Origin of the sequence: Streptomyces aurantiacus, from assembly GCF_001418335.1 — a bacterium.
GTDB lineage: Bacteria > Actinomycetota > Actinomycetes > Streptomycetales > Streptomycetaceae > Streptomyces > Streptomyces aurantiacus.
In genome coordinates this window covers 1-22,793 of record NZ_LIPP01000046.1, presented here as the reverse complement: position 1 = coordinate 22,793, position 22,793 = coordinate 1, and the positions used below count along the sequence as shown (strand labels likewise).

Below are 22,793 nucleotides of genomic sequence, written 5' to 3'. Positions count from 1 at the left end.
GTCCCGGCGGGGGCCCGGTGAGCTGCCCGCCCTCGTCGCCGATCTGCACGCGGTGAACAGCAGCCTGGAGAGCAGCGGCTTCGGACCGCAGCTGTTGTGTTCCCTGGTCGGCTTCCACGACGGCGGCGAACGGCGGCTCGGGCTCGTCTATCTTCACAAGCGCGGCACCTTCTACCCGTTCGCACCGTCGGCCGAGGGCGGCGAGCGGCGCGACAACGCGCTGGAGTTGCAGGTCAGGGCCGTGCTCGCGGACGACCTGCGGGTGGAGCAGGATCTGGGCCGATGGTTTCCTCTCTGGGGCGCGCCGGGTCTCGGCTAGGACCTGTCCGGTCGATCACGGTGAAGGTAAGCGGCGGTGCCTTGTGAACGCCGGTGAGCGGGGTGTGGTGCGTGCAGCTGCAAGGCGGAGGAGGGAGGCGACGCGGAGCGTCGTCGACTGACGACAACGCCGCAGATATGCGTGCCACACCCCGCGTCTTCGCCGTGATCGACCGGACAGGTCCTAGATCCTGTCCGGCCGGCCACCAGGCAGCTCGTCCGAAGCGGGTCGTGCTCGTCCGAAGTGGTCACTTCCGGGTGTTCCAGGGGCGTTCGCGGCGGTAGCGGCGTTCCCACTTGGCCATCTGGTCACGGCGTTGGCGGTACGCGCGGTAGTTGTTGTCGACACGTGCCGAGCCGCCCGAGCCGCCTCCTGACTGACCCGAGCCGCCGACGGGCCGACCCGAGGGACCACCGGTCGACGGCGGACCTGGCGGCCCGGACCCCTGGCCGGCCCGGACGTATCGGGCGTACAGGTAGAGCAGGGCGGCTGCGGCGAGCCACCAGACGGGGCTGTTGAACCCCAGGACGACCAGGGCGAGGATCGCCGAAATGATCAAGGTACCCATGACGGGTCTCCTTGTGCGTGGTGGTGGTGAGACCTTCAACTGCCCGACGCGGCGCCACGGTGTGCGCCGGTCCGTCGGAGAGGTCGAGAGTAGCCCTCAGGATGCCGTGGGATGCCTGTCCGACGGAAACGAATAACGACCGGGTCCGCTTACAGGCAGTCACAAATCGCCGTGAAGTCAAAAGAAATCGTCGCAGAGGAGAGCAATAGGGATGCTCCGAGCCCGAGTTCGAGCCGAGAGAGAATGCACAGGACGGACCGGAGCGGGACGGCCGGATCGTGGGCGGCTGGGCCCAGCGCCCCGACGGCGAGATCACCTGGCGGCTGCTGGACACGGAGGGTGTGGAGAGTACGGAGGGTACGGACAGCGGGAGTCGGAGCGCCGAGGCGCGGGACGCGATCGAGGCGGAGGCCGTCCGGCTGCGGTCCTGGATGGGGCCGACCCGGGTCACGCCCCGCTTCCGGACGCCGCTGGAACGGGAGTTGGCGTCCGCCTGACGCCACCGACAGGCCGCGCCCGACGTGCCGACGCGCCGCCCGATGACACGGGCGGCGCTACGCGAACACGGGCGGCGCCACGCGCGGCGCTACGGACCCGGGCTCAGCGGGAGTACCGCATCAGGGCCCGGACCATGTGGCAGGTCGTGTCCGACGGCGGATGTACGCCGATGAGTTCGGCCGTGCTGCGGATCTTCTCGTTGCGCGCCTGGTTGGGCACGAGGACGCCGGAGTCGAGGAGGGCGATGGCGAGCCGCATCGCCTTGAGGCGGCGGTTGTGCGAGACGTACCACTCGCGGGGGCGCCCCGGTGGCAGCGGGCGCTTCTCGACGGGCCGGTACGGCAGGTCGAGCAGGACCGCCCTCTTGGCTGTGGACTGGGTGGGCAGCGGAATGAGTGCGGCAGCTGGCACAGGCATCCTCCTGTCGCGGTCGGGGCACCGGCCGGCGTCTCCGGTGGCACCCTCGAACACTGCTTCCAGTTTACCCATGGCCACTGACATTCAGGGAGTGCGCGCGGCCCGTCAAAAGGCCAGGTGAGCAAGGTCGTTGCCGCCGTGTCACAGCAGATTTACGAGAGGCGGGTGAGACGGCGGCAAATTCGAACAGAGCCGTCGGTGAGCCGCCGCGGGATACCTTGTCCGGCATGGAGATCTGGATCAATCCGGCCTGTTCCAAGTGCCGCAGCGCCATCAGCCTGCTGGACGCGGAAGGGGCCACGTACACGGTTCGGCGGTACCTGGAGGACGTGCCCACCGAGGCCGAGATCCGGGAGGTTCTGGAGCGGCTCGGTCTTGAGCCCTGGGACATCACCCGGACCCAGGAGGCCGAGGCGAAGGAGCTGGGGCTGAAGGAGTGGGCCCGCGACGCCGGTGCGCGGGAGCGGTGGGTCAAGGCCCTGGCCGAGCATCCCCGCCTCATCCAGCGGCCCATCATCACCGCGGAGGACGGCACCGCCGTCGTCGCACGGACCGACGATGCGGTACGGGACGCCCTGGACCGTTAGAGGGCTTCTGCCCCAACTCCCGTGTGATCCACTGTGATCCACGTTACTCGAATGACTCGCGTGGCGGCTGAGCAACTCCGTTCGGTATCTCGTACGTAACGGCGAACGGCCGCCGCCCGGGGCGGCCGGGGATCAGGAGCCGTTCATGTCGCGCAGAAGAACCCTCGGCCCGAAGAAGAAGATCGCCCTGCTGGTGAGCGCCGCCGCGGTGGCCGGCGGTGGGGCCTTCGCCCTGGCCGCCACGTCGAACGCGGCGTCGGTCGCGCCCACCGTGAAGTCCTCCGCGCAGTCCTCCGTGGTGTGCGACGGACTGGCCACCGCCCTCGGCAACAACGAGAAGTTCATCGAGGGGCAGCGCACCGCACCGGACGCCCAGTCCGAGGCGCGGATCGCCAACCGTGAGGCGGTCATCGACCAGATCAAGGTGCAGCAGGAGGCGTCCGGCTGCACGGTCGGCGAGTCCGACGCCAACGTGGGCGCCGGAGCGGAAGCCGGGGCCGAAGCGGGAGCCGGGGCCGGGGCCGGTACGGAGGCGCCCGCCGCGCAGCCGACGCAGGGCGCGTCCGCCCCCGCCGCCGGAGGCGATGACGCCGCCGTCGGCGAGCAGGTCTGCAACGGCTCCACCGTCACCCTCTCCGGTGAGGCGGGCGCCCCTGCCGCGTCCAGCAACCAGTTCCCCGCCGGTACGAAGCTCAAGGTCACGAACCTGGACAACAACAAGTCCACGACCGTGGAGGTCACCTCGGTCTCCGGCAGCTGCGCCCTCCTGAACAACGCCGCGTTCGAGCAGGTCCGCGAGCCCGGGAAGTTCCTGATCCGCAAGGCCCTCATCGAGAAGGTGGGCTGACGAGCCCCACGCGCGGCAGCAGGGTGGCGGCCCCGGCCGCCACCCGACGCACACCGACACGCAGGGATGCGCGTCGCCGTACCACCACGTCGTCCAAACCCATCGCATACGAGGGTCCGGGAACCGAGGGAGAACTTCCGGAGGGCGTTGTTCCGTCGCCGGTGTGCTGTCGGGCACCCTCTCCGCAGGTGAACCCCACCACAGAGGCACCAGGTAACACGGGGTTCACATCCGAGCAATGATCGGGAAATCGCCTGTTGACAGGCTTCGGGCATCCTCCGCGGCGCTCCGTGCCGCAGCGCCGCAGCACCCGCACCGCGGTTAGAGACCCACCCCGAAGGATGTGGCCCGTGACCTTCAAGGCTGAGTACATCTGGATCGACGGCACCGAGCCGACGGCCAAGCTCCGTTCGAAGACGAAGATACTGGGCGACGACGCCAAGGGTGCGGAGCTGCCGATCTGGGGCTTCGACGGGTCCTCCACGAACCAGGCCGAGGGCCACGCCTCGGACCGCGTGCTCAAGCCGGTCGCGACCTTCCCGGACCCGATCCGCGGCGGTGACGACGTCCTCGTCATGTGCGAGGTCCTCAACATCGACATGACGCCGCACGAGTCCAACACCCGCGCCGCGCTCAGCGAGGTCGAGGAGAAGTTCGCCGCTCAGGAGCCGATCTTCGGCATCGAGCAGGAGTACACCTTCTTCAAGGGCGCCCGTCCGCTCGGCTTCCCCGAGGGCGGTTTCCCGGCCGCGCAGGGCGGCTACTACTGCGGCGTCGGCGCCGACGAGATCTTCGGCCGTGACATCGTCGAGGCCCACCTGGACAACTGCCTCAAGGCCGGCCTCGCCATCTCCGGCATCAACGCCGAGGTCATGCCAGGACAGTGGGAGTTCCAGGTCGGCCCGGTCTCCCCGCTGGAGGTCTCCGACCACCTGTGGGTGGCCCGCTGGCTGCTCTACCGCACCGCCGAGGACTTCGACGTCACCGCGACGCTCGACCCGAAGCCGGTGAAGGGCGACTGGAACGGCGCCGGCGCGCACACCAACTTCTCCACGAAGGCGATGCGCGAGGGCTACGACGCGATCATCACCGCGTGCGAGTCGCTGGGCGAGGGCTCGAAGCCGCTCGACCACGTCAAGAACTACGGCGCCGGCATCGACGACCGCCTGACGGGCCTGCACGAGACGGCCCCGTGGAACGAGTACTCGTACGGTGTCTCCAACCGTGGCGCCTCGGTCCGTATCCCGTGGCAGGTCGAGAAGGACGGCAAGGGTTACATCGAGGACCGCCGTCCGAACGCGAACGTCGACCCGTATCTGGTGACGCGGCTGATCGTCGACACGTGTTGCTCCGCGTTGGAGAAGGCTGGGCAGGTCTGACTCGGCCGGCTTTTCGAAGGGCGCCCACCGGATTGGTGGGCGCCCTTCGCGTTCTCCCATGGGGGCTGGTCGCGCAGTTCCCCGCGCCCCTGAAGAGCGCCACCTTCGGGGCGCCCAGGTGTCCGGAGCGTGAGAGGAGGCTGCTGTTGGTGTGTTGTGTCTGCTTCAATGGGGGCATGGCCAGCTTCCAGGAGTGCATCGCTACGGGTCGTCACGACCTTGAGCCCTTCTGGCCTTCCCGTCAGCACCACGACTTCGACCGGGTGTGTTGTCGCACGACGAACGCGCGGGCCCTCTAAAGCCGTATCCCGGCCTCCGGCCAGCGCGCACGACGTACGTCTCCGACGACCTCTCGCGCGAAACGAGCTGACCTCTCATGGCGAACACCCGCTCCTTCTCCTCCGTGGCCACCGCCTCCGCCTCCTCCTCGGTCCCGTCCACCGGCCCCGCACGCCATCGGCTGCGTGCCGTGGACCGGGACGAGGTGGTGGACGTCACCGATCTCCTGCCGCCGGGCGCCACCTGGCTGCCCGCTCCCCCGCACACCCTGCCCACGCTGCCGGGCCGGCCGCCGATGATCGGGTACCTGGTCCTCGTACCGGCCGACCAGCCGTCCCTCCTGTCGGTCGCCGCACCGGGGGCCGGGGCGGCGGAGACAGAGGTGGCCGAGCCCGCCGAGTCCGGCGCCGGCTTCCCCGTACGCGTCGACACCACCCGGCGCACCGCCGAGGTCGACGGGCGGCCGCTCGACCTCACGTACCTGGAGTTCGAGCTGCTCGCGCACCTGGTGGCGCATCCGCACCGGGTGCACACCCGCGACCAGCTGGTCACCACGGTGTGGGGCTACGGACACGTCGGCGACGGCCGGACCGTGGACGTGCACATCGCCCGGCTGCGCCGCAAGCTCGGCGCCGAGCACCGGGACACCATCCGGACGGTGCGGCGCGTCGGCTACAAGTACACGCCGCCCACCGGCAGTTGAACCGCCCGCCCGTACGACGGTGAGCGACCCGGCGGCGGAACGGTTTGCCTGTGGGCAGAAACCCGTTCCGCCGCACGGCCGGCCGGGGCAGAGTCTCGTCCATGAGACTTCTGATGCTGGGTGGTACGGAGTTCGTCGGACGCGCGGTCTCCGAGGCGGCGCTCCGGCGCGGCTGGGACGTGACCGTCTTCCACCGCGGCCTGCACGACCCGCCCGCGGGCGTGCGCTCCCTGCACGGCGACCGCACCGCGCCCGACGGGCTCGCGGCCCTCGCCGACGGCGCATGGGACCTGGTGGTCGACACCTGGTCGAAGGAGCCACGGGCGGTACGGGACACCGCGCGACTGTTGCAGGACCGCGTGGGGCGGTACGTGTACGTGTCGAGCTGTTCCGTGTACGCGTGGCCGCAGCCGGCCGGTTACGACGAGGAAAGCCCCGTGGTCGCGGACGCCTCCCCGGACGCCGGGCAGACCGACTACGCGCGCGACAAGCGCGGCGGCGAACTGGCCGTGCTCGACGCGTTCGGCCAGGAGCGGGCGCTCCTGGTACGGGCCGGGCTGATCCTCGGCCCGTACGAGAACGTCGGCCGCCTGCCGTGGTGGCTCGCCCGTACGGCCCGCGGCGGCCCCGTGCTCGCGCCGGGCCCCCGTGAACTCCCGCTCCAGTACATCGACGTACGCGACCTCGCCGAGTGGATCCTCGGGGCGGCGGAGGGTGCGGCGACGGGGAACGGGCCGGTGAAGGGCGGGGCGAGCGGGGCGTACAACCTCATCAGTCCGTCGGGGCACGCGACCATGGGCACGCTGCTCGACGCGTGCGCGCGGGTCACCGGCGACCGGACCGAGCTCCGGTGGACCGAGCCCGAGGCGATCCTGGCGGCCGGTGTCGAGCCCTGGACGGAGCTGCCCGTGTGGGTGCCGCCGGGCTCGGAGCTCCACGACATGCTGCACCGGGTCGATGTGTCGAAGGCGGTCCGCGGCGGGCTCCGCTGCCGTCCCGTCGCCGAAACGGTGGCCGACACCTGGAGCTGGCTCCAGGACATCGGCGGGGGCCCTCCCCAGCGCCCCGACCGCCCCGCGGTCCGGCTCGATCCCGCCGTGGAGAAGGAGATCCTGGGCGGCTGAGCCACCCGGAAGGGGGTGGTGCCGGCACCACCCCCTTTCGGGTGGCTCAGCCCCCTGACCACGGCGGCGCGGTGGGCGAGACTGGGGGCCATGGACACCAACGGGGACAGCGGGGACACCGACGCGGACACCACGGGAGGCCGCAGGACGCGGGCCGTCGCGCTCGTCGGAGCGCGGGCCCTGGCGCTGGCCGTCGTCGCACTGGCCGGCTCGATCGTCCTCTTCGTGCTGACCGTCGTGTCGATCGTCCTCGTGCCCGTGGGCGTCGGCATCGTCACGACGCCCTGGGTCCTGGCCGCCGTGCGCGGCTTCGCGAACCGGCGGCGCCTGGTGGCGGCCCGGTGGACCGGGGTGCGGATCCCGCCCGCGTACCGGCCGGTCCCGGCGAACGCCAATCCGTGGGCGCGGTGCTTCCATCTGCTCGGCGACCCGGCGGTCCGGCGGGATCTGATGTGGCTGCCCGTCGACATGACCGCGGGCTTCGTCACCGCGCTGCTGCCCGCCGCGCTGCTCCTCTACCCCTTCGAGGGGTTCGCCCTGGCCGCCGGGTTGTGGCGGGTCTTCACCGACGGCACGTACGTGGGCTGGTGGTACGGGTTCGTGCCGGTCGGCGGGCAGCTCAGCGCCCTCGCCGCGGCGGCCCTGGGCGCCGCACTCCTCGTCGTCGGCGTCTACACGGCGCCGTTCCTCCTGCGCGTCCACTTCCTGCTGACCCGGTCCGTGCTGGCGTCCGGACAGGGCGAACTCGCCGAGCGGGTCCGCGTACTGACCGAGACACGGCAGGACGCCGTCGACTCCTCCGCGGCCGAACTGCGCCGGATCGAGCGGGATCTGCACGACGGGGCCCAGGCACGGCTGGTCGCGATGGGCATGGATCTCGGCACGATCGACGCCCTGATCGAGAAGGACCCGGCGAAGGCCAGGCAACTGCTCGCACAGGCCCGCAGATCCTCCGCCGAGGCGCTCACCGAACTCCGCGACCTCGTACGGGGCATCCATCCTCCGGTGCTCGCGGAGCGCGGACTCGGCGACGCCGTACGGGCGTTGGCGCTGCGGATGCCGATCGGTACGGAGGTCGACGTCGACCTGCCCGGCCGGCTCGGGGCGCCGGTGGAGTCCGCGGCGTACTTCGCCGTCGGCGAGGTCCTCACCAACGCGGTCAAGCACGCGGGCGCCGAGCGGATCTGGATCGACGTGCACCACACCCCGGCGCACGGCGGGATGCTGCGGATCTCCGTCACGGACGACGGCAGGGGCGGCGCCACGATCGGCGCGGGTTCGGGACTCTCCGGAGTCGAACGGCGACTCGGTACATTCGACGGCGTCCTGGCCGTCAGCAGCCCCGCGGGCGGCCCCACCATGGTGACCATGGAGATCCCTTGCGAGTTGTCCTAGCCGAAGACCTGTTCCTGCTGCGCGACGGCCTGGTCCGGATGCTGGAGGCGTTCGACTTCGAGATCGCCGCCGCCGTCGAGACCGGCCCCGAACTGACACGGGCCCTCGCGGACCTGGCACCGGACATCGCCGTGGTCGACGTACGCCTGCCGCCCTCGCACACCGACGAGGGGCTGCAGTGCGCGCTGGCCGCCCGCCGGGCCAGACCCGGGCTGCCGGTGCTCGTCCTGTCGCAGCACGTCGAGCAGTTGTACGCGCGTGAGCTGCTCGCCGACGGCGTCGGCGGGGTCGGCTATCTGCTCAAGGACCGGGTGTTCGACGCCGAGCAGTTCATCGACGCGGTACGTCGGGTGGCGGCGGGCGGTACGGCGATGGATCCGCAGGTCATCCAGCAGTTGTTGACGCGGCGCCGGGCCGACGACCGGCCGCTGGGCCGGCTGACCCCGCGCGAGCTGGAGGTTTTGGAGCTGATGGCGCAGGGCAGGTCGAACGCGGCGATCGCAAGCCAACTCGTGGTCACGGAGCGTGCGATCGCCAAGCACACCTCCAACATCTTCGCGAAGCTGAGCCTGGATGTCTCGGACGACGACAACCGTCGCGTCCTGGCCGTTCTCGCCTATTTGGACCAGGGCCGCTGAAATATCCATAAAGAACGGAAAGAGAACGGAAAGAGAGCGGTAACAAGGGCCGGCGGTGATCGACGACTACCGTTCGGAGCCTGGCCCGGAAGTCGGCTCGTAAGCCGGCCCGGAGTTCCATCTCCGCTGAATGAGATTCAACGACGCGGCCTCAACTGCCGTCGGCGCAGGGGCTTCTAGGGCCCTTCTGGTGGATCTCCGTGGGGAAGGAGNNCTGTGCCCGGTGCGGCGAGAGGGCGTGCCGGGCGTCGCGACGCCGCGGAGATCCATCAGAAGGGCCCTAAGCCCCTTGCGTGGCGATTGCGTCGGGATTGCGCCACAGAATCTCATCAATTTCTGAGGCCTCTGAACACCCCGGGAACCTCCTCCGTATTGAACGCTGCCGCTTCACCTCCTGTCGGGCGCCCTCGATGCCCCCGCAAGGAAGCCAGAGGAGTTCCATGGGACGCACGAACAGAAAACGCCGCTCCACGCTCGCCAACCGGGCGATAGCCGCATCGGCGGCTCTCGCGCTGGGTGGCGGCGGTCTGCTTGCGGCCAACATCTACGCTTCTGCGGGCGAGAGCAAGAACTCGACGCGGAACGCGCAGACAACCGCCGCCTCGGTGGCCACGATCAAGTGCCCGGACGTCGGCCAGAAGCTGACCAACGTACCGAGGCGCGCACGCGCCGGTGTCGACAAGGAGCTGGCCAAGCTCGACCAGCAGGTCACGGAGGCCTATAAGCGTCTTGCGGACACACGCCAGGCTCAGGCGGGGGACCCCGGCTACGTCAACAACGCCATCCTCAGCCCACTGAAGTCCAAGCGTGTGGCCACGATCGACCGGATCAGCAACAACATCAACCGCGCGGGCGGCAAGGGTCCGAGAGGACGCGGCAAGCTCGCGGGCTGCCAGGGCGTTCCCGCCGACCAGCCCGCCGGTGGCGGCCAGGGCCAGAACGGTGGCCAAGCCGGCAACGGAGGCCAGAACCAGAACGGTGGCCAGGGCGGCGACAACGGCGGCCAGGACGGCGGCAACGGCGGGCAGGCCGACAACGGGCCCGTGGCAGCCGACTTCCAGGACATCACCCAGGTCCAGCCGACCGGCGGACCGAAGGGTGTGGGCGCGAACGGGCTCCCGGCTAACGGGGACTCCGGTTCGACCGGCACGTTCACCACGGTCTGCGGCACCAACGAGAACGAGCTCCGCAACTCGGACAACGTGATCGTCGCTCCCGGTGTCAGCAACGGTGCGCAGCACCAGCACGACTACGTGGGCAACCAGTCCAACGACGCCTTCGCGAGCGACGAGGACCTGGCGGCGGCGGACACCACCTGCCAGAACCAGGGTGACAAGTCGTCGTACTTCTGGCCGGTGCTGCGTGTGCAGGACGGTCAGGACGACATCGACGCAGGCGCCCCCGGTGGCGGTCAGGACGGCAACGTCGGCACGATCGCCCAGGTCAGCGAGGCTCAGCTGAAGTTCGTCGGCAACAAGACGAGCGACGTCGTCGCGATGCCGACGGCCCTGCGCATCATCACCGGTGATGCCAAGGCCTTCGTGAACGGCCTCAACAACGCCAACACGAACTGGAGCTGCACCGGGTTCGAGGACCGGCAGCTGACGGACAAGTACCCGATCTGCCCCGAGGGCAGCTCCGTGGTGCGGTCGTCCAACTTCCAGAGCTGCTGGGACGGTCAGAACATCGACAGCGCCAACCACCGCACGCACGTGGCCTTCGTCCAGGCGGACGGCACCTGCGCCAACGGTTTCCAGGCCATCCCCCAGCTCCAGGTCCGTCTGGTCTACGACGTAGAGGCGCCGCAGATCCAGGACGGACAGGTCCAGAATCCGTTCGCGGTGGACTCCTTCCCGGACCAGCTGCACAAGCCGATCACCGACCACAACGACTTCATCAACTTCTTCGACGAGAACACGATGAACGAGGTCGTCGACTGCATCAACAGCGGCCAGGACTGCAAGTAGCACAACTGGCAGCACAGAATGCAGCACGGTAGGCGATAGGCACGAGAGAGCCGGCGGTGGGAATTCCCACCGCCGGCTTTCTCTCGTCCCGCCCCGTTCCGTCCCGCCCCGTTCAGTTACGTTCCGTTCAGTTACGTTCCGGGCCGCGTGGTCAGCCGCTGTGACCGCCGCTGTTGTGACTGCCACCGGGATTCATGTGCTCGGAGCCCTCCTCCATGGTCCCGCCGAGCCGGCCGCGGAGCGAGGTGACCGTCTTCTCCTCGCCGACGGCGACCCACTTGCGGCCGACGAGGTAGTAGCCGCCGTAGTCCTTCGCCCCGTTCAGCCACTCACGCTGACCGCGGTCGGTGGCGAACGTCGCGAGGACGTACTTGCCGCCGGAGGTCTTGCAGAGGGCCTGCCGGATCGTGTCCGCGTCGGTCTGCATGTTGGGCTTGCAGCCGGCCTCGCTCGCGATGTGCTCCAGGCTGCCGGACGCGGTCTCGGGAACCTTCTCGCCGCCGTCGGAGCCACAGCCGGTCACCGCCACCAGCGCCATGACCGCCCCGGCCGTACCGACCGCGAGCCTCTTCCTCGTCACACTCATTCGTACGTACCTCCGGGTCCGGGCCGGCTTCTGGGAGGGTCGGGTCCCGGCCCACGCCGCCGAGAGCCCTCGCGAGGGCCCCGCCTTCGATACGGCTCCCACGCGCTCCGCGCTCAATCGCATCCGATTCCGGTCGTGGACACGCCCTGTGCGAGGGTATGCCCGTGACGACGGACGAAGACAGGGCAGCGGACCGGGCAGCGGACTGGGACGAGCGGGTGGCGGCGGCCTGGGCCCGCTTCGACACCGACCCGGCGACGGACGAGGCGCAGGCGGCGGACTTCCGCGCGGTGATCGACGCGCTCGCCGCCGAGTTGCCGGCCGACAGCCCGGCCGGTCCCTTCGAGCGGGCCTGCGCCTGGGATTCGACGGGCCACTCGGACCAGGCCGTGCCGCTGTACCGGGAGGCCCTGGAGCTCGGCCTCGACGGCTACCGTGGCCGGCGCGCGAAGATCCAGCTGTCCAGCTCGCTGCGCAACCTCGGGCAGCCGGAGGAGGGCGTCCGGCTCCTCACGCCCGAACTCGTCGGCGTATCGGACGAGTTGGACGACGCCGTACGGGCGACGCTCGCGCTGTGCCTGGCGAGCCTGGGCCGCGAGCGCGAGGGGCTCGCGCTCGTACTGGGCGCCCTCGCCCCGCATCTGCCCCGCTACCAGCGGTCCATGGCGAACTACGCGCGTCTGCTCGTGGAGCCGGAGGGACAACTGCCCGTGGAGTCCGACCAGTCCAGGTGACCAACCACCGATTCGCTCGTTCTGCTGAACGTGCAGTCACAGGATGTCGCCCCGCGCCCCCACCCCGCCTCAGCCGCCGCCTCCGGGCCGGTGGTCGACGTCGAGCAGGCCGAGGCCGCGCTCGTCGAGCACTACCCGCGGCTCGTCCGGCTCGCCTATCTGGTACTGCCGCCGAGCCTCGGCCGCAACCGCCGGGTGCTCACCGCCCATGCGCTCACCCAGCGCACCCTGCCGCGCGGCCGGGCCGCCGGCGACGCGTCCGTCGTCCCGGCCCAGAAGACCGCCGCCAAGGGCCGCGACGGTGATCCCGGATACGCGTACGTGCGTCTGCGCGTCCTGCGGTCGGCCCTGGAGGCAGGCCGGCCGCTGACCTTCCGGGCCTGGCCCAAACGGGCGCAACTACCACCGCTGCTCCCCCGGGTGTGGGGCCTGCGGCTCTTCCCGCGCTCGGGCGGCGCCGACGAACTCGCCCTGGACCAGCGCCTCTCGGCCCTGTCCGCCCCCGCCCGCGCCGCCTACGTCCTGCGCGGCCTTGAGCGGCTGGCCGACGCGGACGTACGCAAGGTGCTGACCGCGGCCGGCGAGGAGGACCCGGCCGCCGCCCTCGCCGAGGCGGACACGATGGCCGGAGCGGAAGGGACGGCCGGAGCGGAAGGGACGTTCGACGCAGCCGGGGCAGACCGGGCAGCCGGGGCGGACCGGGCGGATGGGAGGTACGGGCTGCTGACCTCCCCCGAGTTCGACCCGTGCTCCCTGCACGCCCGGCCCACCGATCTGATGCGCCGCCGCCAGCACACGAGGGCGGCGCTCGCCGCGGCCGCCGCGGTGGCCGTGTGCGGGGCGCTCCTCGGCATGCCCGGCGGTGACGGCTGGGGCCCCGACGGCGCCGCCGCGCCCCCGTACGCGCGCAACCCCGCAGCCCAGGCCGCGCTGGATCCCGGCAGGCTGACGCTGGTCCCGGCGGCGGCGTGGAAGTCGTCCGCGCGCACCGACTTCTCCGTGTGGCCGGCGCGCGGCACGCTCACCGGCGACAAGGCCCTGCTGCGCCGCGCCCTCGCGGTATGGGCCCGGCCCGGCGAGTCCGTACAGGTCTCGGCGACCCCGGGCACCCCCTCGGGCGCCCCGCCGGGACCGCCCCAACTGCTGTACGCGGGCGAGGTCGACCAGAGCCGCGTCGTACTCCTCCACGACGGGCTGCGCATCGTGCGCTACGCCGAACCGAAGGACGGCACCCAGGGCGCCGCCCTCGACTTCGCGCGGGTCGACAGCGCCACGGAGGCCGACGCGGGCGCGGTGGTCCTGGGCCGCACCGACGGCAACGTCCGCTATCTGACGGCACCCTGGGTGCGTACCGCCACCGTGCGCGACCTGCTGAAGCCCGCAGCCGGTACGACCCGGCCCGCGCGCCCGGCGGACGGGCTGACCGAGCCGTTCGCGAGCCCGGCCCAGCGGACCGGCCCCTGCCGTTCCTGGAACGTGCTGGAGCTGACGGACCGGACGGGTACCCGCCTGCTGACCGACCTCGGGGAGCTGACGCCCGCCCGGCTGACCTCGGGCCGTCCCGGGCAGGCGCGCGACGCCTCGGCGGCGGCCTGGTCCCCGCTCGCCTGCTCCCTCGCCACCGTACGCGGCCAGGGGGTGCGCTCGGTGAACTCCTGGGAGTACGCCCGCCAGTCGCTCCCCGACGCGAGCGGCACCGCGAGCTGGCTGTGCACCCGCGCGGACACCTGGCGCGGCGGGGGCCAGCGGGTGCTTGCCCAGTTCCACGCGTCGGGGCAGCGGTACGGCGCGGTCACGGCGAAGGCGGAGAACGTGGCCGCCTGCGGCTCGAAGGACCCCCATCTCCTGGCGGGTGTGCTGTGGAAGTCGCCCAAGGGTGACTGGTACCTCCTCGCCGCCGGCAGCAAGGACATGGCGTCGGTCCGCGCGACGGGCGGCATCAGCGGGTCCGCCCGGGGCGCCCTCCTCGCCGTACGGACCGAGCAGGGCGCCCGGGCGACCCTGCGGGGGACCCTGGACAACGGGCGGGAGATCACCGCGCTCCACTGAGGCCGAATGAGTCCGTTCGAGGCCGAATCCGATCGGTAGGGTGTTCGCATGACTACCGGGGTGCGCCGAAGGATGGGCGTCGAGGAGCGACGGCAGCAGCTGATCGGCGTCGCCCTCGACCTGTTCGGCCGGCGCTCACCGGACGACGTGTCCATCGACGAGATAGCCTCCGCCGCAGGCATCTCGCGACCGCTGGTGTACCACTACTTCCCCGGCAAACTCAGCCTGTACGAGGCCGCCTTGCAGCGCGCCTCGGACGACTTGGCGGAACGTTTCATCGAGCCGCAGGAAGGCCCGCTGGGCGCACGGCTGCTGCGGGTGATGCGGCGCTACTTCGACTTCGTCGACGAACACGGGCCCGGCTTCTCGGCGTTGATGCGCGGTGGCCCGGCGGTGGGTTCCACCCGGACGAACGCCCTTGTCGACGGTGTGCGGCAGGCCGCGTACCTCCAGATCGTGGCCCATCTGCGGGTCGACCGGCCGCCCGCCCGTCTCGAACTGGTCGTCCGCTCGTGGATCTCCCTGGCCGAGGCGACCGCCCTGATCTGGCTGGACGGCCGCCGCATTCCGCGCGGCGAGCTGGAGGTCCAACTGGTCCACGACTTCGCGGCCCTGGCCGCGGTGAGCGCCGCGTACGACCCCGAGACGGCGACTCTCCTGCGCCGTGCACTGGCGGAAGAACCGTCCCAAGGCCCCTTCTCGGACCTGGCAGAGCGCCTGATCGCCCTGGCGACTTGAGGTCGCCGTTCCGTTCGGCGTCCCACGACGTCGGGGTCTTTGCTGGTCAGGGCCCGTTCCAGCGTTCCAGCGTCCCATCTTGATCGCCATTTGTGGCCGGTGGGACGGATCGCGGCCCAAGCTGTGGTCATCCCAGCAGCCCGCTGGACGAACCACCACGTCACACCACGGGAGACCACCATGCGTTCACTCTTCGCCACCCGCTCCGCCCGTCTGGCCCTGGCCGCCGTCGCCGCACTCGCCATCGGCGGTACCGCCACCGTCACGGCCACCGCGGACAGCGCACGCTCCACCACCAAGGCCTGCGCGACCGGCGACCTGAAGTTCACCGTCAAGACCAAGACCCAGGCGGGCGGTTACTACCTCATCACCGCCAAGGCCAAGTCCGGCGTCACCTGCCACCTGAAGGGCGTGTTCCCCTCCGCCTCCTTCGGCTCCAGCCCCGACACCGCGGTCTCGCCCGCCGAGCAGAGCGTCAGCGACGACGTCGTCCTCTCCGGCTCCACCGCCGCCTACGCTGGCATCAACCCGAAGTCCACCGTCGACAACGGCGGCATCGAGTTCGACCAGCTCCACCTCTCGGTCGCCGGCGACGAGCTCAACTCGGTCACGCTCCGCCTGCCCGAGACCGCCACGGTCGACCAGCCCATCGCCACCAACTGGCACGCCAAGGCGGCCGACGCCGTTCCCTTCTCCTCCTGACACACCGGGGCCGGACGCACCGGGGCCGGGCCGGACGCCACCATCGGGCGACCCGGTCCGGCCCCGGCCGTGCGGTACGTACAGTGCGTGCGGTATGTACAGTGCGTGCGACGCGGACCTCAGTCCTCGAACTTCTGGTACGACGCCTCAAGGTCCCGCACCTCCGCGGAGGCGTGCAGCGTCACGCCGTCCACGGGCTTCACATGCGCTCGTACGAGCTCAAGCGTCCGCGACGTCAACGCCGACTTCACCTCGGCGGAGCGCCCCGGCAGCAGCGCCACCGCCACATGCACCAGCGCGTGCCCCGCCCTCTCCGCCCCCACGACGACATCGTCGACGGCCGTGAACCGGGACTTGCACGCCTCGATCTTCGCGGCAGCCGTCTCCACCACCATGGTGTGCAGCGCGACGGCGAACCCCTGCCGGTCGAAGGCGTCGGTGAGCGACGTGGAGTAGTCGACGGTGATCTGCGGCATGGGCGCTCCTCTTCCAGGACAACGACGCTCACCCTAACTTCGACCTGACTTCAACCGGACGACAGTCTCAGCGCGAGGAGCGCGATGTCGTCCTCCCGGTCGTGGCCGAAGCAGTCCAGGAGCGTGTCGCACAGGTCGTCCAGGCCCGGCTGAGCCCCCGCGGCTGCCACCCGCAGGTGTTCCATCGAGGCCGCGAGGTCCGTGCCCCGCGTCTCGATCAGGCCGTCGGTGACCATGAGGAGCCGGTCGCCGGCTTCGAGGAACAGCTCGGTCGGCGTCGGGTGGGGCAGCCCCACACCGAGCAGCGGCCCGACCGCCTTGGCGTATTCGGCGGTGCCGGTGTCCCGGATGACCAGCGGCGGAATGTGGCCCGCGTTCGCGATGCGCGTCCGTCCGGTGCCGGGGTCGATCAGGGCCAGGCAGACCGTGGCGGTGATCGCGGGGTGGTAGTGCCGGAGCATCCGGTCGAGGCGCCCGACGAGCACAACCGGGTCGCTCTCGTCGACGCAGTAGGCGCGCAGCGCGTGCCGGATCTCGACCATCAGGGTGGCCGCGTCCAGCGAGTGCCCGACGACGTCGCCCACCGCGACGAGCCCGCCGTCGTCGGTGGGCAGCGCGGCGTAGAAGTCGCCGCCGATCTCGGTCTGCTGGGAGGCGGGCACGTAGCGGACGACCACGTCGATGCCGGGCAGTTCGGGCAGCCGGTGCGGCCTGGGCAGGAAGCTGTGCTGGAGGGTGAGGGCGACGTGCCGTTCGACCTGGTACATGAGCAGCGGCTCGGCGGCGAGGGCGGTGGCCTGGGCGAGCCGGGCCACCAGGGTCTCCTCCTCCGGGTTCGGCCCGCGCGCCTCGCGGGTGGGCGTGGCCAGGCACACCGAGGCCTTGCCGTCCTGGGTGAGGATCAGCGCCAGCCGGGCGTCGTGCTGCACGCCGGGCCGGAAGAACCCGGCGGGCCACAGCGGCGAGGGCACCGTGGTGATCTGCACCCCGGCCTGCCCGCGGGTGAGCCGCCGGAGCAGTCCGGCGACGGTCCGGTGCGCGCCCTCGTCGGGCGGGGCGAGCGAGGTGCGGTCCCGGGAGGTACCGCGGTACAGCTCGCCGTCCGGGCCGAGGAAGAAGACGGCGGCGGGCCCGCCGGTGAGCCGCGCGGTGCCGTTGGCGGCGGCGTCGGCCAGTTCTTGCAGGGAGCGCGCCTTCTGGATGGTGACGATCGTCTCGGACAGCAGGGTCAGCCGTCGGGCCATCGCCTGGTCGTCGGCCCGCAGCCGGGCGGCCCGCACCGCGGCCCTGACCACCGCGTCGATCTCCTCGGGCTCGGCCAGAACCGTCAGATATGCCTCCCCGCCCGCTTCGAGCCCCCGGCGGCGGTCGTACGAGCCCACGGCGGCGGCCGAGTAGTGCACGACGGGGAGGCCGGCCGTGTACGGCCGGGCCTTGAGGGTGCGGCACAGTTCGAAGCCGCTCACGTCCGGCAGGTCCACGTCGACGAGGGCCACGTCGGGCAGGGTTCTCCCGTGCTGCCGTGCGTCGAGCTCGGCGAGTGCCTCGTGGCCGGTGGCGACCGGGACGACCCGGTGACCGGCGCGGCGCAACAGGGCGCCCATGGCGTACCGGCCCGCCGGCGTTCCGTCCACGAGCAGCACGGTCACACCTGTTCGCTTGCCGTTGACGTCCATCTGCCAGCCCTTGGACACGCCGGTGGGGCGGCCTGGGGTCCCGGGGCCGCCCCACCACGGTAATGCTCTGTCAAGAGGTGCGGGAGAACACCGCCACGGTCCGCCCGGGTACGGCGAACGTGCCCGAGTCCGGCTCGTACGACGCGGACTTGACGGTGGCGTCCTCGCCCGCGGCCTGTACGGGGTGCAGTTCGTACCCCGTGCCCCGCAGCTCCGGCACCTTCTGCTCCTGTACCCCGGGGGTCGCGTTGAAGACGACGACGAGGCCGCCGAGTTCCATCGTGATCACGCCGGGCGTCTCGTCCTTGCCGGACAGCGGGAAGGACAGCTTCGACTGCACCTGTCCGGCGGTGCCGAGCCCGAAGACACTTTCACTCGTACGGATGCGCAGCAGATCCCGGTACGCGGCGGACGTGCCCTCGATCTGAGCACAGCCCACCTCGACGGACGTCAACAGGGGTTTGCCGAAAGGCCACTTGGTCTCGTTGTCGGTGGCCGGTGGCAGCCCGCGTCCGAAGCCGTTGCCGTCCCGGCAGTCCCAGTGGATGGCGTTGAACCAGTCGCCGCTGTCGTACGAGTTGCGGTCCAGGGACTTGGAGCGCAGCAGGTCGGTGCCCGCCTGGGAGAGCGCCGGGCCCTGCGACAGGGCGGCCGTGGCCATTGCGAGGACCTGCATCCGTGACCGGTCGGCCGCCGAGGTGTCCCCCGGCAGCTTGAACGTGAGCGCGTCGAACAGCGACTCGTTGTCGTGCGCGTCCACGTACGCGAGGGCGTCGCCGGGCGCGTCCGCGTATCCGGCGGGCGCCCCGTTGTAGTCGACCTCGGAGCCCTTGACCTGCTTGCCCGCGGTATCGGTGAAGGCGTACCCGGCGAGGTTGCCGGACAGGCCCACCTTGATCAGGTCCTGGTAGTGCAGGAGTCGGGCCTTCTGCTCGGCCGATGTCCCGTTGCCGTCGGAGGAGTTGGGGTCGGTGTAGAGGCCGGACGCGAAGCCCTGGACGCCCGGGTCCTCGTCGAACGGGCCGCCGCCGCGCACGGCGTCCCGGGCCCGGTCGGAGAAGGTGGCGATGCCGGTCCCGGCCATGTTCTTCTGGGTGGCCTGGACGAACCGCGCGTCGTCCGCGACCTCGCCGAAGTTCCAGCCCTCGCCGTAGAGGACGATCGACTTGCCGTCGACGCCGTCCTTCGCGGGGGTGAGCGCGTCGAGGGCCTTCCTGACCGCCAGGATGTTGGCCTTCGGGTGGTGGCCCATCAGGTCGAAGCGGAACCCGTCGACCTTGTACTCCCGGGCCCAGGTGACGATCGAGTCGACCACCAGTTTGCCCATCATGGCGTTCTCCGTCGCCGTGTTCGCGCAGCAGGTGGAGGTGGCGACAGCACCGTCGGCGAGGAGCCGCTGGTAGTAGCCGGGGACCACCTTGTCGAGCACGCTCGTGTCGGCCTGACCACTGGCGGGGGTGTGGTTGTAGACGACGTCCATGACGACCCGCAGGCCGTCCTCGTTGAGCGACTTGACCATCTCGCGGAACTCGACCGTACGGCCCGTCCCGTCGGGGTCGGTGGCGTACGAGCCCTCGGGCACCGTGTAGTGGTACGGGTCGTAGCCCCAGTTGTACGCGTCCTTCGCGGCGCTCTTCCCCACGCACTCCTGCTGCTTGTCGGAGTCGGCGGCGAAGGAGGCGAGGTCGCAGTCGGGGGCCGACTGGTCCGCCTTCCTCTCCGGAATCGTGGCGATGTCGAAGGCGGGCAGCAGATGAACGTACGAAGTCCCGGCCGCGGCGAGCTTCTTGAGGTGGCGGGAGCCGGCGCTGTCCTTGTCGGTGAAGGCGCGGTAGGTGCCCTTCTCCTTCGCCGGGACGGTTTTGTCGCCGACGGAGAAGTCACGGATGTGCAGTTCCTGGATCTGCGCGTTCTTCAACGGCACCGCCTCGGGCTTCTTCAGGCCGGACCAGCCGCCCGGGGCGAGGGACCTGTCGTCCAGGTCGACGACGAGGCTGCGCTCGGAGTCGGCGGTGAGGGCGACCGAGTACGGGTCGGTGACCCTGTTGGTGACGACCTCGCGGACGCTGGGTGCCCACACCTTCACCACGTACCGATAGGGCTTGCCCTTCCAGGACCTGGGCCCGGTGACGGACCAGACCCCGGTGGCGGAGTCCCGCTTCATGCCCGCGGTGGCGCCTCCGCTGCCTCCGCTGCCTCCGCTGCCTCCGATCTCCAGGGAGACCTCCTGGGCGGTCGGCGCCCAGACGGCCAGCGTGGGACGGCCGTTGTCGTGGAACGTCGGGCCCAGGTCCGCCTTCGTGGCGGTCGTGCCGTACACGTCGTCGAGCACGCCGGCGATCTGCACGCCCGTCGCCGCAAGCACGGCGCCGTTGGCGGCTCGCTGGGAGGCGACCAGCTGGCCGCGCAGGGCCTCCCGCACCCTGTCCCGGTCGCGCGGGTCGACGGACCAGGCCGTGTAGTCCTTCAGATGCGGGAAGGCGGCCTTCTGCGCGTCGGTGAGCGTGCTCTTCCCGAGCCGGAGCCACCGCTCGTCGTCGCTGGTGAGCGTGGAGTTCTCGGCCTTGATGGTCCCCTTGCGCGAGTACAGCAACTGGGTCGACGCGGCCGTCTCGTCGCCGTTCCACGCGAGCGTGTTCCGGTCGATCCAGACCGCCTTGGAGGTGGTCAGGTCGAGCGCCGCCGCGCTGCCCGCGGGCTGCGGAAGGAGGTACTTCTCCTGGCCGCCGAGGAGCCACACCTCGTGGCCGTTCGCCGTGAGGTCGAGCGACTGGTCGGTGGGGAGGTCCTTCTCGTCGCCCTTGTGGAGGATGTAGCTGAGGCTGGTGGCCCCTTCGGCGAGCGGCACCTCGTAGACGGCGCCGTACGGGTCGGTCCGTACCGGCTCCAGGGGCTTCGACCAGTCCGTGGGGTTCGCGGCGCCGGTCCAGGTGTGCAGACCCCAGCCGTCGTAGTTCCCGTCGGCACGGTGGTAGTGCAGGACGGCCTTGGTCGTGTCGGGCGCCGGGTAGTCGGCGGCCGGCTTCTCGGTCCGTACGGCCTCCTTGCCCTGCTCGACCCAGACCTCGCCCGTCCTGGTGACGTCGATCGTGCGGTCGGCGGAGACGTCCTTGGTGCCGTCCTTGTCGATGACGAGGAAGTTCACGGCCGAGGCGCCCGGCTTGAGCTTCACGTGGGCGAAGGCACCGTAGGCGTCCCGGCCGACGAAGTCGTGTCCCTCGGGCCAGGTGGTCTCCTCGCCGTCGGCGAGGTCGCCCCAGGCGTACAGCCGCCAGTCGGTGTAGTCCCCGTCCTCGCGCTTGTAGTGGACGATCGCGTAGTCGCGCGAGGAGGCGGTCGGCACCTCCTCGGCGGGCGGGGTGCCGGTGGTGGAGGCAGCCGTCGCACTCGCCGTACGCCCCGCCGAGTCGACGACAACGGCCTTGTAGCGCAGGGCGGTTCCGGCCGGTACGTCCTCGCCGACGACCTGGGTCACCCGGTACGGGGCGTGGTCGGCGGAACCGAGCGTCCGCCACGTGCCGTTGCCGGTCTGGGCCGCGAAGACGACCCGGTCGAGCTGCCCGCCGTCGACGTCGGCGGAGATCTCGACGGTGCCGGTGGCGCCCGCGGCGGGCGCCTGCAGCGTGACGGCCGGCTTGTCGGCGGGCGCCGTGAGCCGGCCCGCTGCCTTGTAGACGACCGAGGAACCGGCCGGGACGGTGACGTCGACCTTCTTGTCGGAGCCGCTCTTCAGCGTGCCGTCGGTGCCGTACAGCCCGCGGAACGTCATGCCGGCCGAACCGGTCGCGAAGGTGGCGGACTTCGCCTCGCCCGCGTTGTTCACGGCGACCACGTACTCGACACCGGTCCTCGCGTCCGTACGGGAGAAGGCGTAGACGCCGGCGCCGTCGGCCGCGTACCGCTGCGTCTGTACGCCGTCCGCGAGGGCCGGATTGTCCCTGCGGAGCTCGGCGAGCGCGGCGATCTGCCGGTAGAGGGGCGCGCTCGTGTCGTACGCGTCCTCGGCGTGCGTGCGGTCGGTGCCCAGCTCGTCGTCGTCCAGGTAGTCGGCGGTCCTGGACGCGAACATGGTCTGGCGGGCGTCCTTGTCGCCGCCGGCGCCGGTGAAGCCCTGCTCGTCGCCGTAGTAGACGACGGGGTTGCCGCGGCTGAGGAACATCAGCTCGTTCGCCAGCCTGTCCTTCTTCACCAGCTCGGCGTCGGACGCGTCGGGGTTGTCCTGCTTGAGGAAGGTGCCGATGCGGCCCATGTCGTGGTTGCCGAGGAAGGTGACCTGCTCGTACGCGTTGGCCTTGTCCGTCGTGTACTTGTAGTCGTCCCCGAAGACCGAGGCGAGCCGCTGCGCGCTGCCGCTCTGGGAGGCGTACGCCCGGGCCGCGTCCTGGAAGGGGAAGTCGAGCGTGGAGTCGAGGCGGCCCTCGGTGACGTACGGGGAGGTGATCGACGTGTCCGCCGAGTACACCTCGCCGAACATGAAGAAGTCGGCACGGCCGTGCCGGGCCGCGTACGTGTCGAGGGCGGTGGCCCACTGGGTCCAGAACTCCGTGCCGACGTGCTTCACGGTGTCGATCCGGAACCCGTCGATGTCGAAGTCCCTGACCCACCGCTGGTAGATCTTCTCCATGCCACTGACGACCTCGGGACGCTCGGTCCACAGGTCGTCGAGCCCGGAGAAGTCGCCGTACGTGGAACTCTCACCGGCGAAGGTCGAGTCACCGCGGTTGTGGTACATCGACGGGTCGTTGAGCCAGGACGGCACCTTGGCGTTCTTCTTCGCGGCGGGCACGACGGGGGTGCGCGGGAAGGAGCCGCTGTCGACGGCGGGGAACTTCCGCGCCCCGTCCGCGTAGTCGGCGTCGTCGAAGGGCTCGCCGTCCTTCGTCAGATACGGGAAGGCGCCCTTGGAGAGGTAGGAGGTGGACTTCTCCTCGTAGTCGACGACGTCGGCCGTGTGGTTGGTGATGACGTCGAAGAAGACCTTCATGCCCTTGCCGTGGGCCTTGTCGATCAGCCGCTCCAGGTCCGCGTTCGTGCCGAAGTGCGGGTCGACCTGCGTGAAGTCGGTGATCCAGTAGCCGTGGTAGCCGGCCGAGGCGTCCTTGCCGGTGCCC

Annotated in this window: 19 protein-coding genes and 1 pseudogene; 14 read left to right on the top strand and 6 right to left on the bottom strand. The window is 70.9% G+C overall.

Annotated features, from left to right (window positions below; all coding sequences use genetic code 11):
- Nucleotides 1-319 (top strand): PspA-associated protein PspAB (gene pspAB / locus AOK01_RS07605; RefSeq protein ID WP_425424723.1); only part of this gene is annotated, 319 nt, incomplete at its 5' end.
- A gap of 247 nt (nucleotides 320-566) precedes the next feature.
- On the opposite strand, the gene AOK01_RS07600 is transcribed toward pspAB, so the two are convergent.
- Entirely contained in the window at nucleotides 567-887 is a 321-nt protein-coding gene (locus AOK01_RS07600; RefSeq protein WP_055509783.1) for a hypothetical protein, read from the bottom strand.
- A gap of 266 nt (nucleotides 888-1,153) precedes the next feature.
- Between AOK01_RS07600 and AOK01_RS07595 the strand changes: the two are divergent.
- A pseudogene (locus tag AOK01_RS07595) lies at nucleotides 1,154-1,384 on the top strand (winged helix DNA-binding domain-containing protein); the annotation flags it as partial.
- Between the two features lie 103 nt (nucleotides 1,385-1,487).
- Here AOK01_RS07595 and AOK01_RS07590 read toward each other — a convergent pair.
- A complete protein-coding gene (locus AOK01_RS07590) occupies nucleotides 1,488-1,796 on the bottom strand; it encodes a hypothetical protein (protein ID WP_055509779.1) in 309 nt (102 codons plus the stop codon).
- Between the two features lie 233 nt (nucleotides 1,797-2,029).
- Here AOK01_RS07590 and AOK01_RS07585 point away from each other — a divergent pair, with 233 nt between their 5' ends.
- The 8 genes from AOK01_RS07585 to AOK01_RS07545 all read left to right on the top strand — a co-directional run bounded on the left by AOK01_RS07585 (nucleotide 2,030) and on the right by AOK01_RS07545 (nucleotide 10,721).
- Nucleotides 2,030-2,389 (top strand): ArsC/Spx/MgsR family protein, encoded by a 360-nt coding sequence (locus AOK01_RS07585; RefSeq protein WP_213862065.1) that lies wholly within the window; start codon nucleotides 2,030-2,032, stop codon nucleotides 2,387-2,389.
- A gap of 145 nt (nucleotides 2,390-2,534) precedes the next feature.
- The gene (locus AOK01_RS07580; RefSeq protein ID WP_055509775.1) at nucleotides 2,535-3,236 is read left to right on the top strand and encodes an RlpA-like double-psi beta-barrel domain-containing protein; all 702 of its coding nucleotides are present in this window, start codon (nucleotides 2,535-2,537) and stop codon (nucleotides 3,234-3,236) included.
- Between the two features lie 350 nt (nucleotides 3,237-3,586).
- Nucleotides 3,587-4,615, top strand: coding sequence for a glutamine synthetase (glnII, locus tag AOK01_RS07575; protein WP_055509774.1), 1,029 nt, complete (start codon nucleotides 3,587-3,589; stop codon nucleotides 4,613-4,615).
- Between the two features lie 376 nt (nucleotides 4,616-4,991).
- On the top strand, nucleotides 4,992-5,597 hold the full coding sequence (locus tag AOK01_RS07565; RefSeq protein WP_055509770.1) for a winged helix-turn-helix domain-containing protein: 606 nt from the start codon (nucleotides 4,992-4,994) through the stop codon (nucleotides 5,595-5,597).
- Between the two features lie 101 nt (nucleotides 5,598-5,698).
- Nucleotides 5,699-6,721: an NAD-dependent epimerase/dehydratase family protein gene (locus AOK01_RS07560; RefSeq protein WP_213862064.1), complete on the top strand. Its 1,023-nt coding sequence runs from the start codon at nucleotides 5,699-5,701 to the stop codon at nucleotides 6,719-6,721.
- A gap of 90 nt (nucleotides 6,722-6,811) precedes the next feature.
- Complete coding sequence (locus tag AOK01_RS07555) at nucleotides 6,812-8,116, top strand: sensor histidine kinase (RefSeq protein WP_055509766.1); 1,305 nt, start codon at nucleotides 6,812-6,814, stop codon at nucleotides 8,114-8,116.
- Nucleotides 8,101-8,754 (top strand): LuxR C-terminal-related transcriptional regulator, encoded by a 654-nt coding sequence (locus AOK01_RS07550; protein ID WP_055509764.1) that lies wholly within the window; start codon nucleotides 8,101-8,103, stop codon nucleotides 8,752-8,754. Before AOK01_RS07555 ends, AOK01_RS07550 begins: the two co-directional genes overlap by 16 nt.
- Before the next feature lie 440 nt (nucleotides 8,755-9,194).
- A complete protein-coding gene (locus AOK01_RS07545) occupies nucleotides 9,195-10,721 on the top strand; it encodes a DUF1996 domain-containing protein (protein WP_055509762.1) in 1,527 nt (508 codons plus the stop codon).
- Nucleotides 10,722-10,872: 151 nt separating this feature from the next.
- Here AOK01_RS07545 and AOK01_RS07540 read toward each other — a convergent pair whose 3' ends face one another.
- Nucleotides 10,873-11,307 (bottom strand): hypothetical protein, encoded by a 435-nt coding sequence (locus AOK01_RS07540; protein WP_055509760.1) that lies wholly within the window; start codon nucleotides 11,305-11,307, stop codon nucleotides 10,873-10,875.
- Nucleotides 11,308-11,465: 158 nt separating this feature from the next.
- Here AOK01_RS07540 and AOK01_RS07535 point away from each other — a divergent pair, with 158 nt between their 5' ends.
- The 4 genes from AOK01_RS07535 (at nucleotide 11,466) to AOK01_RS07520 (ending at nucleotide 15,530) form a co-directional block, all read left to right on the top strand.
- Nucleotides 11,466-12,041 (top strand): tetratricopeptide repeat protein, encoded by a 576-nt coding sequence (locus tag AOK01_RS07535; protein ID WP_055509758.1) that lies wholly within the window; start codon nucleotides 11,466-11,468, stop codon nucleotides 12,039-12,041.
- A 30-nt stretch (nucleotides 12,042-12,071) separates the two neighbouring features.
- A complete protein-coding gene (locus AOK01_RS07530; RefSeq protein ID WP_055509756.1) occupies nucleotides 12,072-14,090 on the top strand; it encodes a hypothetical protein in 2,019 nt (672 codons plus the stop codon).
- 48 nt (nucleotides 14,091-14,138) lie between these two features.
- Nucleotides 14,139-14,828: a TetR/AcrR family transcriptional regulator gene (locus tag AOK01_RS07525; RefSeq protein ID WP_107099758.1), complete on the top strand. Its 690-nt coding sequence runs from the start codon at nucleotides 14,139-14,141 to the stop codon at nucleotides 14,826-14,828.
- 180 nt (nucleotides 14,829-15,008) lie between these two features.
- The gene (locus AOK01_RS07520) at nucleotides 15,009-15,530 is read left to right on the top strand and encodes a DUF4232 domain-containing protein (protein WP_055509752.1); all 522 of its coding nucleotides are present in this window, start codon (nucleotides 15,009-15,011) and stop codon (nucleotides 15,528-15,530) included.
- Between the two features lie 119 nt (nucleotides 15,531-15,649).
- Here the strand turns inward: AOK01_RS07520 and AOK01_RS07515 are convergent, their stop codons facing one another.
- The 3 genes from AOK01_RS07515 to pulA all read right to left on the bottom strand — a co-directional run.
- The gene (locus AOK01_RS07515) at nucleotides 15,650-16,006 is read right to left on the bottom strand and encodes a 5-carboxymethyl-2-hydroxymuconate Delta-isomerase (protein WP_055509750.1); all 357 of its coding nucleotides are present in this window, start codon (nucleotides 16,004-16,006) and stop codon (nucleotides 15,650-15,652) included.
- A 50-nt stretch (nucleotides 16,007-16,056) separates the two neighbouring features.
- The gene (locus AOK01_RS07510) at nucleotides 16,057-17,682 is read right to left on the bottom strand and encodes a fused response regulator/phosphatase (protein WP_055509784.1); all 1,626 of its coding nucleotides are present in this window, start codon (nucleotides 17,680-17,682) and stop codon (nucleotides 16,057-16,059) included.
- Nucleotides 17,683-17,752: 70 nt separating this feature from the next.
- A partial coding sequence (pulA, locus tag AOK01_RS07505) for a pullulanase-type alpha-1,6-glucosidase (protein WP_055509749.1) occupies nucleotides 17,753-22,793 on the bottom strand: 5,041 nt, incomplete at its 5' end.

Coding starts and splice junctions, on each gene's coding strand:
- AOK01_RS07510 (WP_055509784.1), bottom strand. CDS start 17,682: ATGGACGTCAACGGCAAGCGAACAGGTGTGACCGTGCTGCTCGTGGAC.
- AOK01_RS07545 (WP_055509762.1), top strand. CDS start 9,195: ATGGGACGCACGAACAGAAAACGCCGCTCCACGCTCGCCAACCGGGCG.
- AOK01_RS07540 (WP_055509760.1), bottom strand. CDS start 11,307: ATGAGTGTGACGAGGAAGAGGCTCGCGGTCGGTACGGCCGGGGCGGTC.
- AOK01_RS07525 (WP_107099758.1), top strand. CDS start 14,139: ATGACTACCGGGGTGCGCCGAAGGATGGGCGTCGAGGAGCGACGGCAG.
- AOK01_RS07515 (WP_055509750.1), bottom strand. CDS start 16,006: ATGCCGCAGATCACCGTCGACTACTCCACGTCGCTCACCGACGCCTTC.
- AOK01_RS07585 (WP_213862065.1), top strand. CDS start 2,030: ATGGAGATCTGGATCAATCCGGCCTGTTCCAAGTGCCGCAGCGCCATC.
- AOK01_RS07520 (WP_055509752.1), top strand. CDS start 15,009: ATGCGTTCACTCTTCGCCACCCGCTCCGCCCGTCTGGCCCTGGCCGCC.
- AOK01_RS07600 (WP_055509783.1), bottom strand. CDS start 887: ATGGGTACCTTGATCATTTCGGCGATCCTCGCCCTGGTCGTCCTGGGG.
- AOK01_RS07565 (WP_055509770.1), top strand. CDS start 4,992: ATGGCGAACACCCGCTCCTTCTCCTCCGTGGCCACCGCCTCCGCCTCC.
- AOK01_RS07535 (WP_055509758.1), top strand. CDS start 11,466: ATGCCCGTGACGACGGACGAAGACAGGGCAGCGGACCGGGCAGCGGAC.
- AOK01_RS07555 (WP_055509766.1), top strand. CDS start 6,812: ATGGACACCAACGGGGACAGCGGGGACACCGACGCGGACACCACGGGA.
- AOK01_RS07580 (WP_055509775.1), top strand. CDS start 2,535: ATGTCGCGCAGAAGAACCCTCGGCCCGAAGAAGAAGATCGCCCTGCTG.
- AOK01_RS07560 (WP_213862064.1), top strand. CDS start 5,699: ATGAGACTTCTGATGCTGGGTGGTACGGAGTTCGTCGGACGCGCGGTC.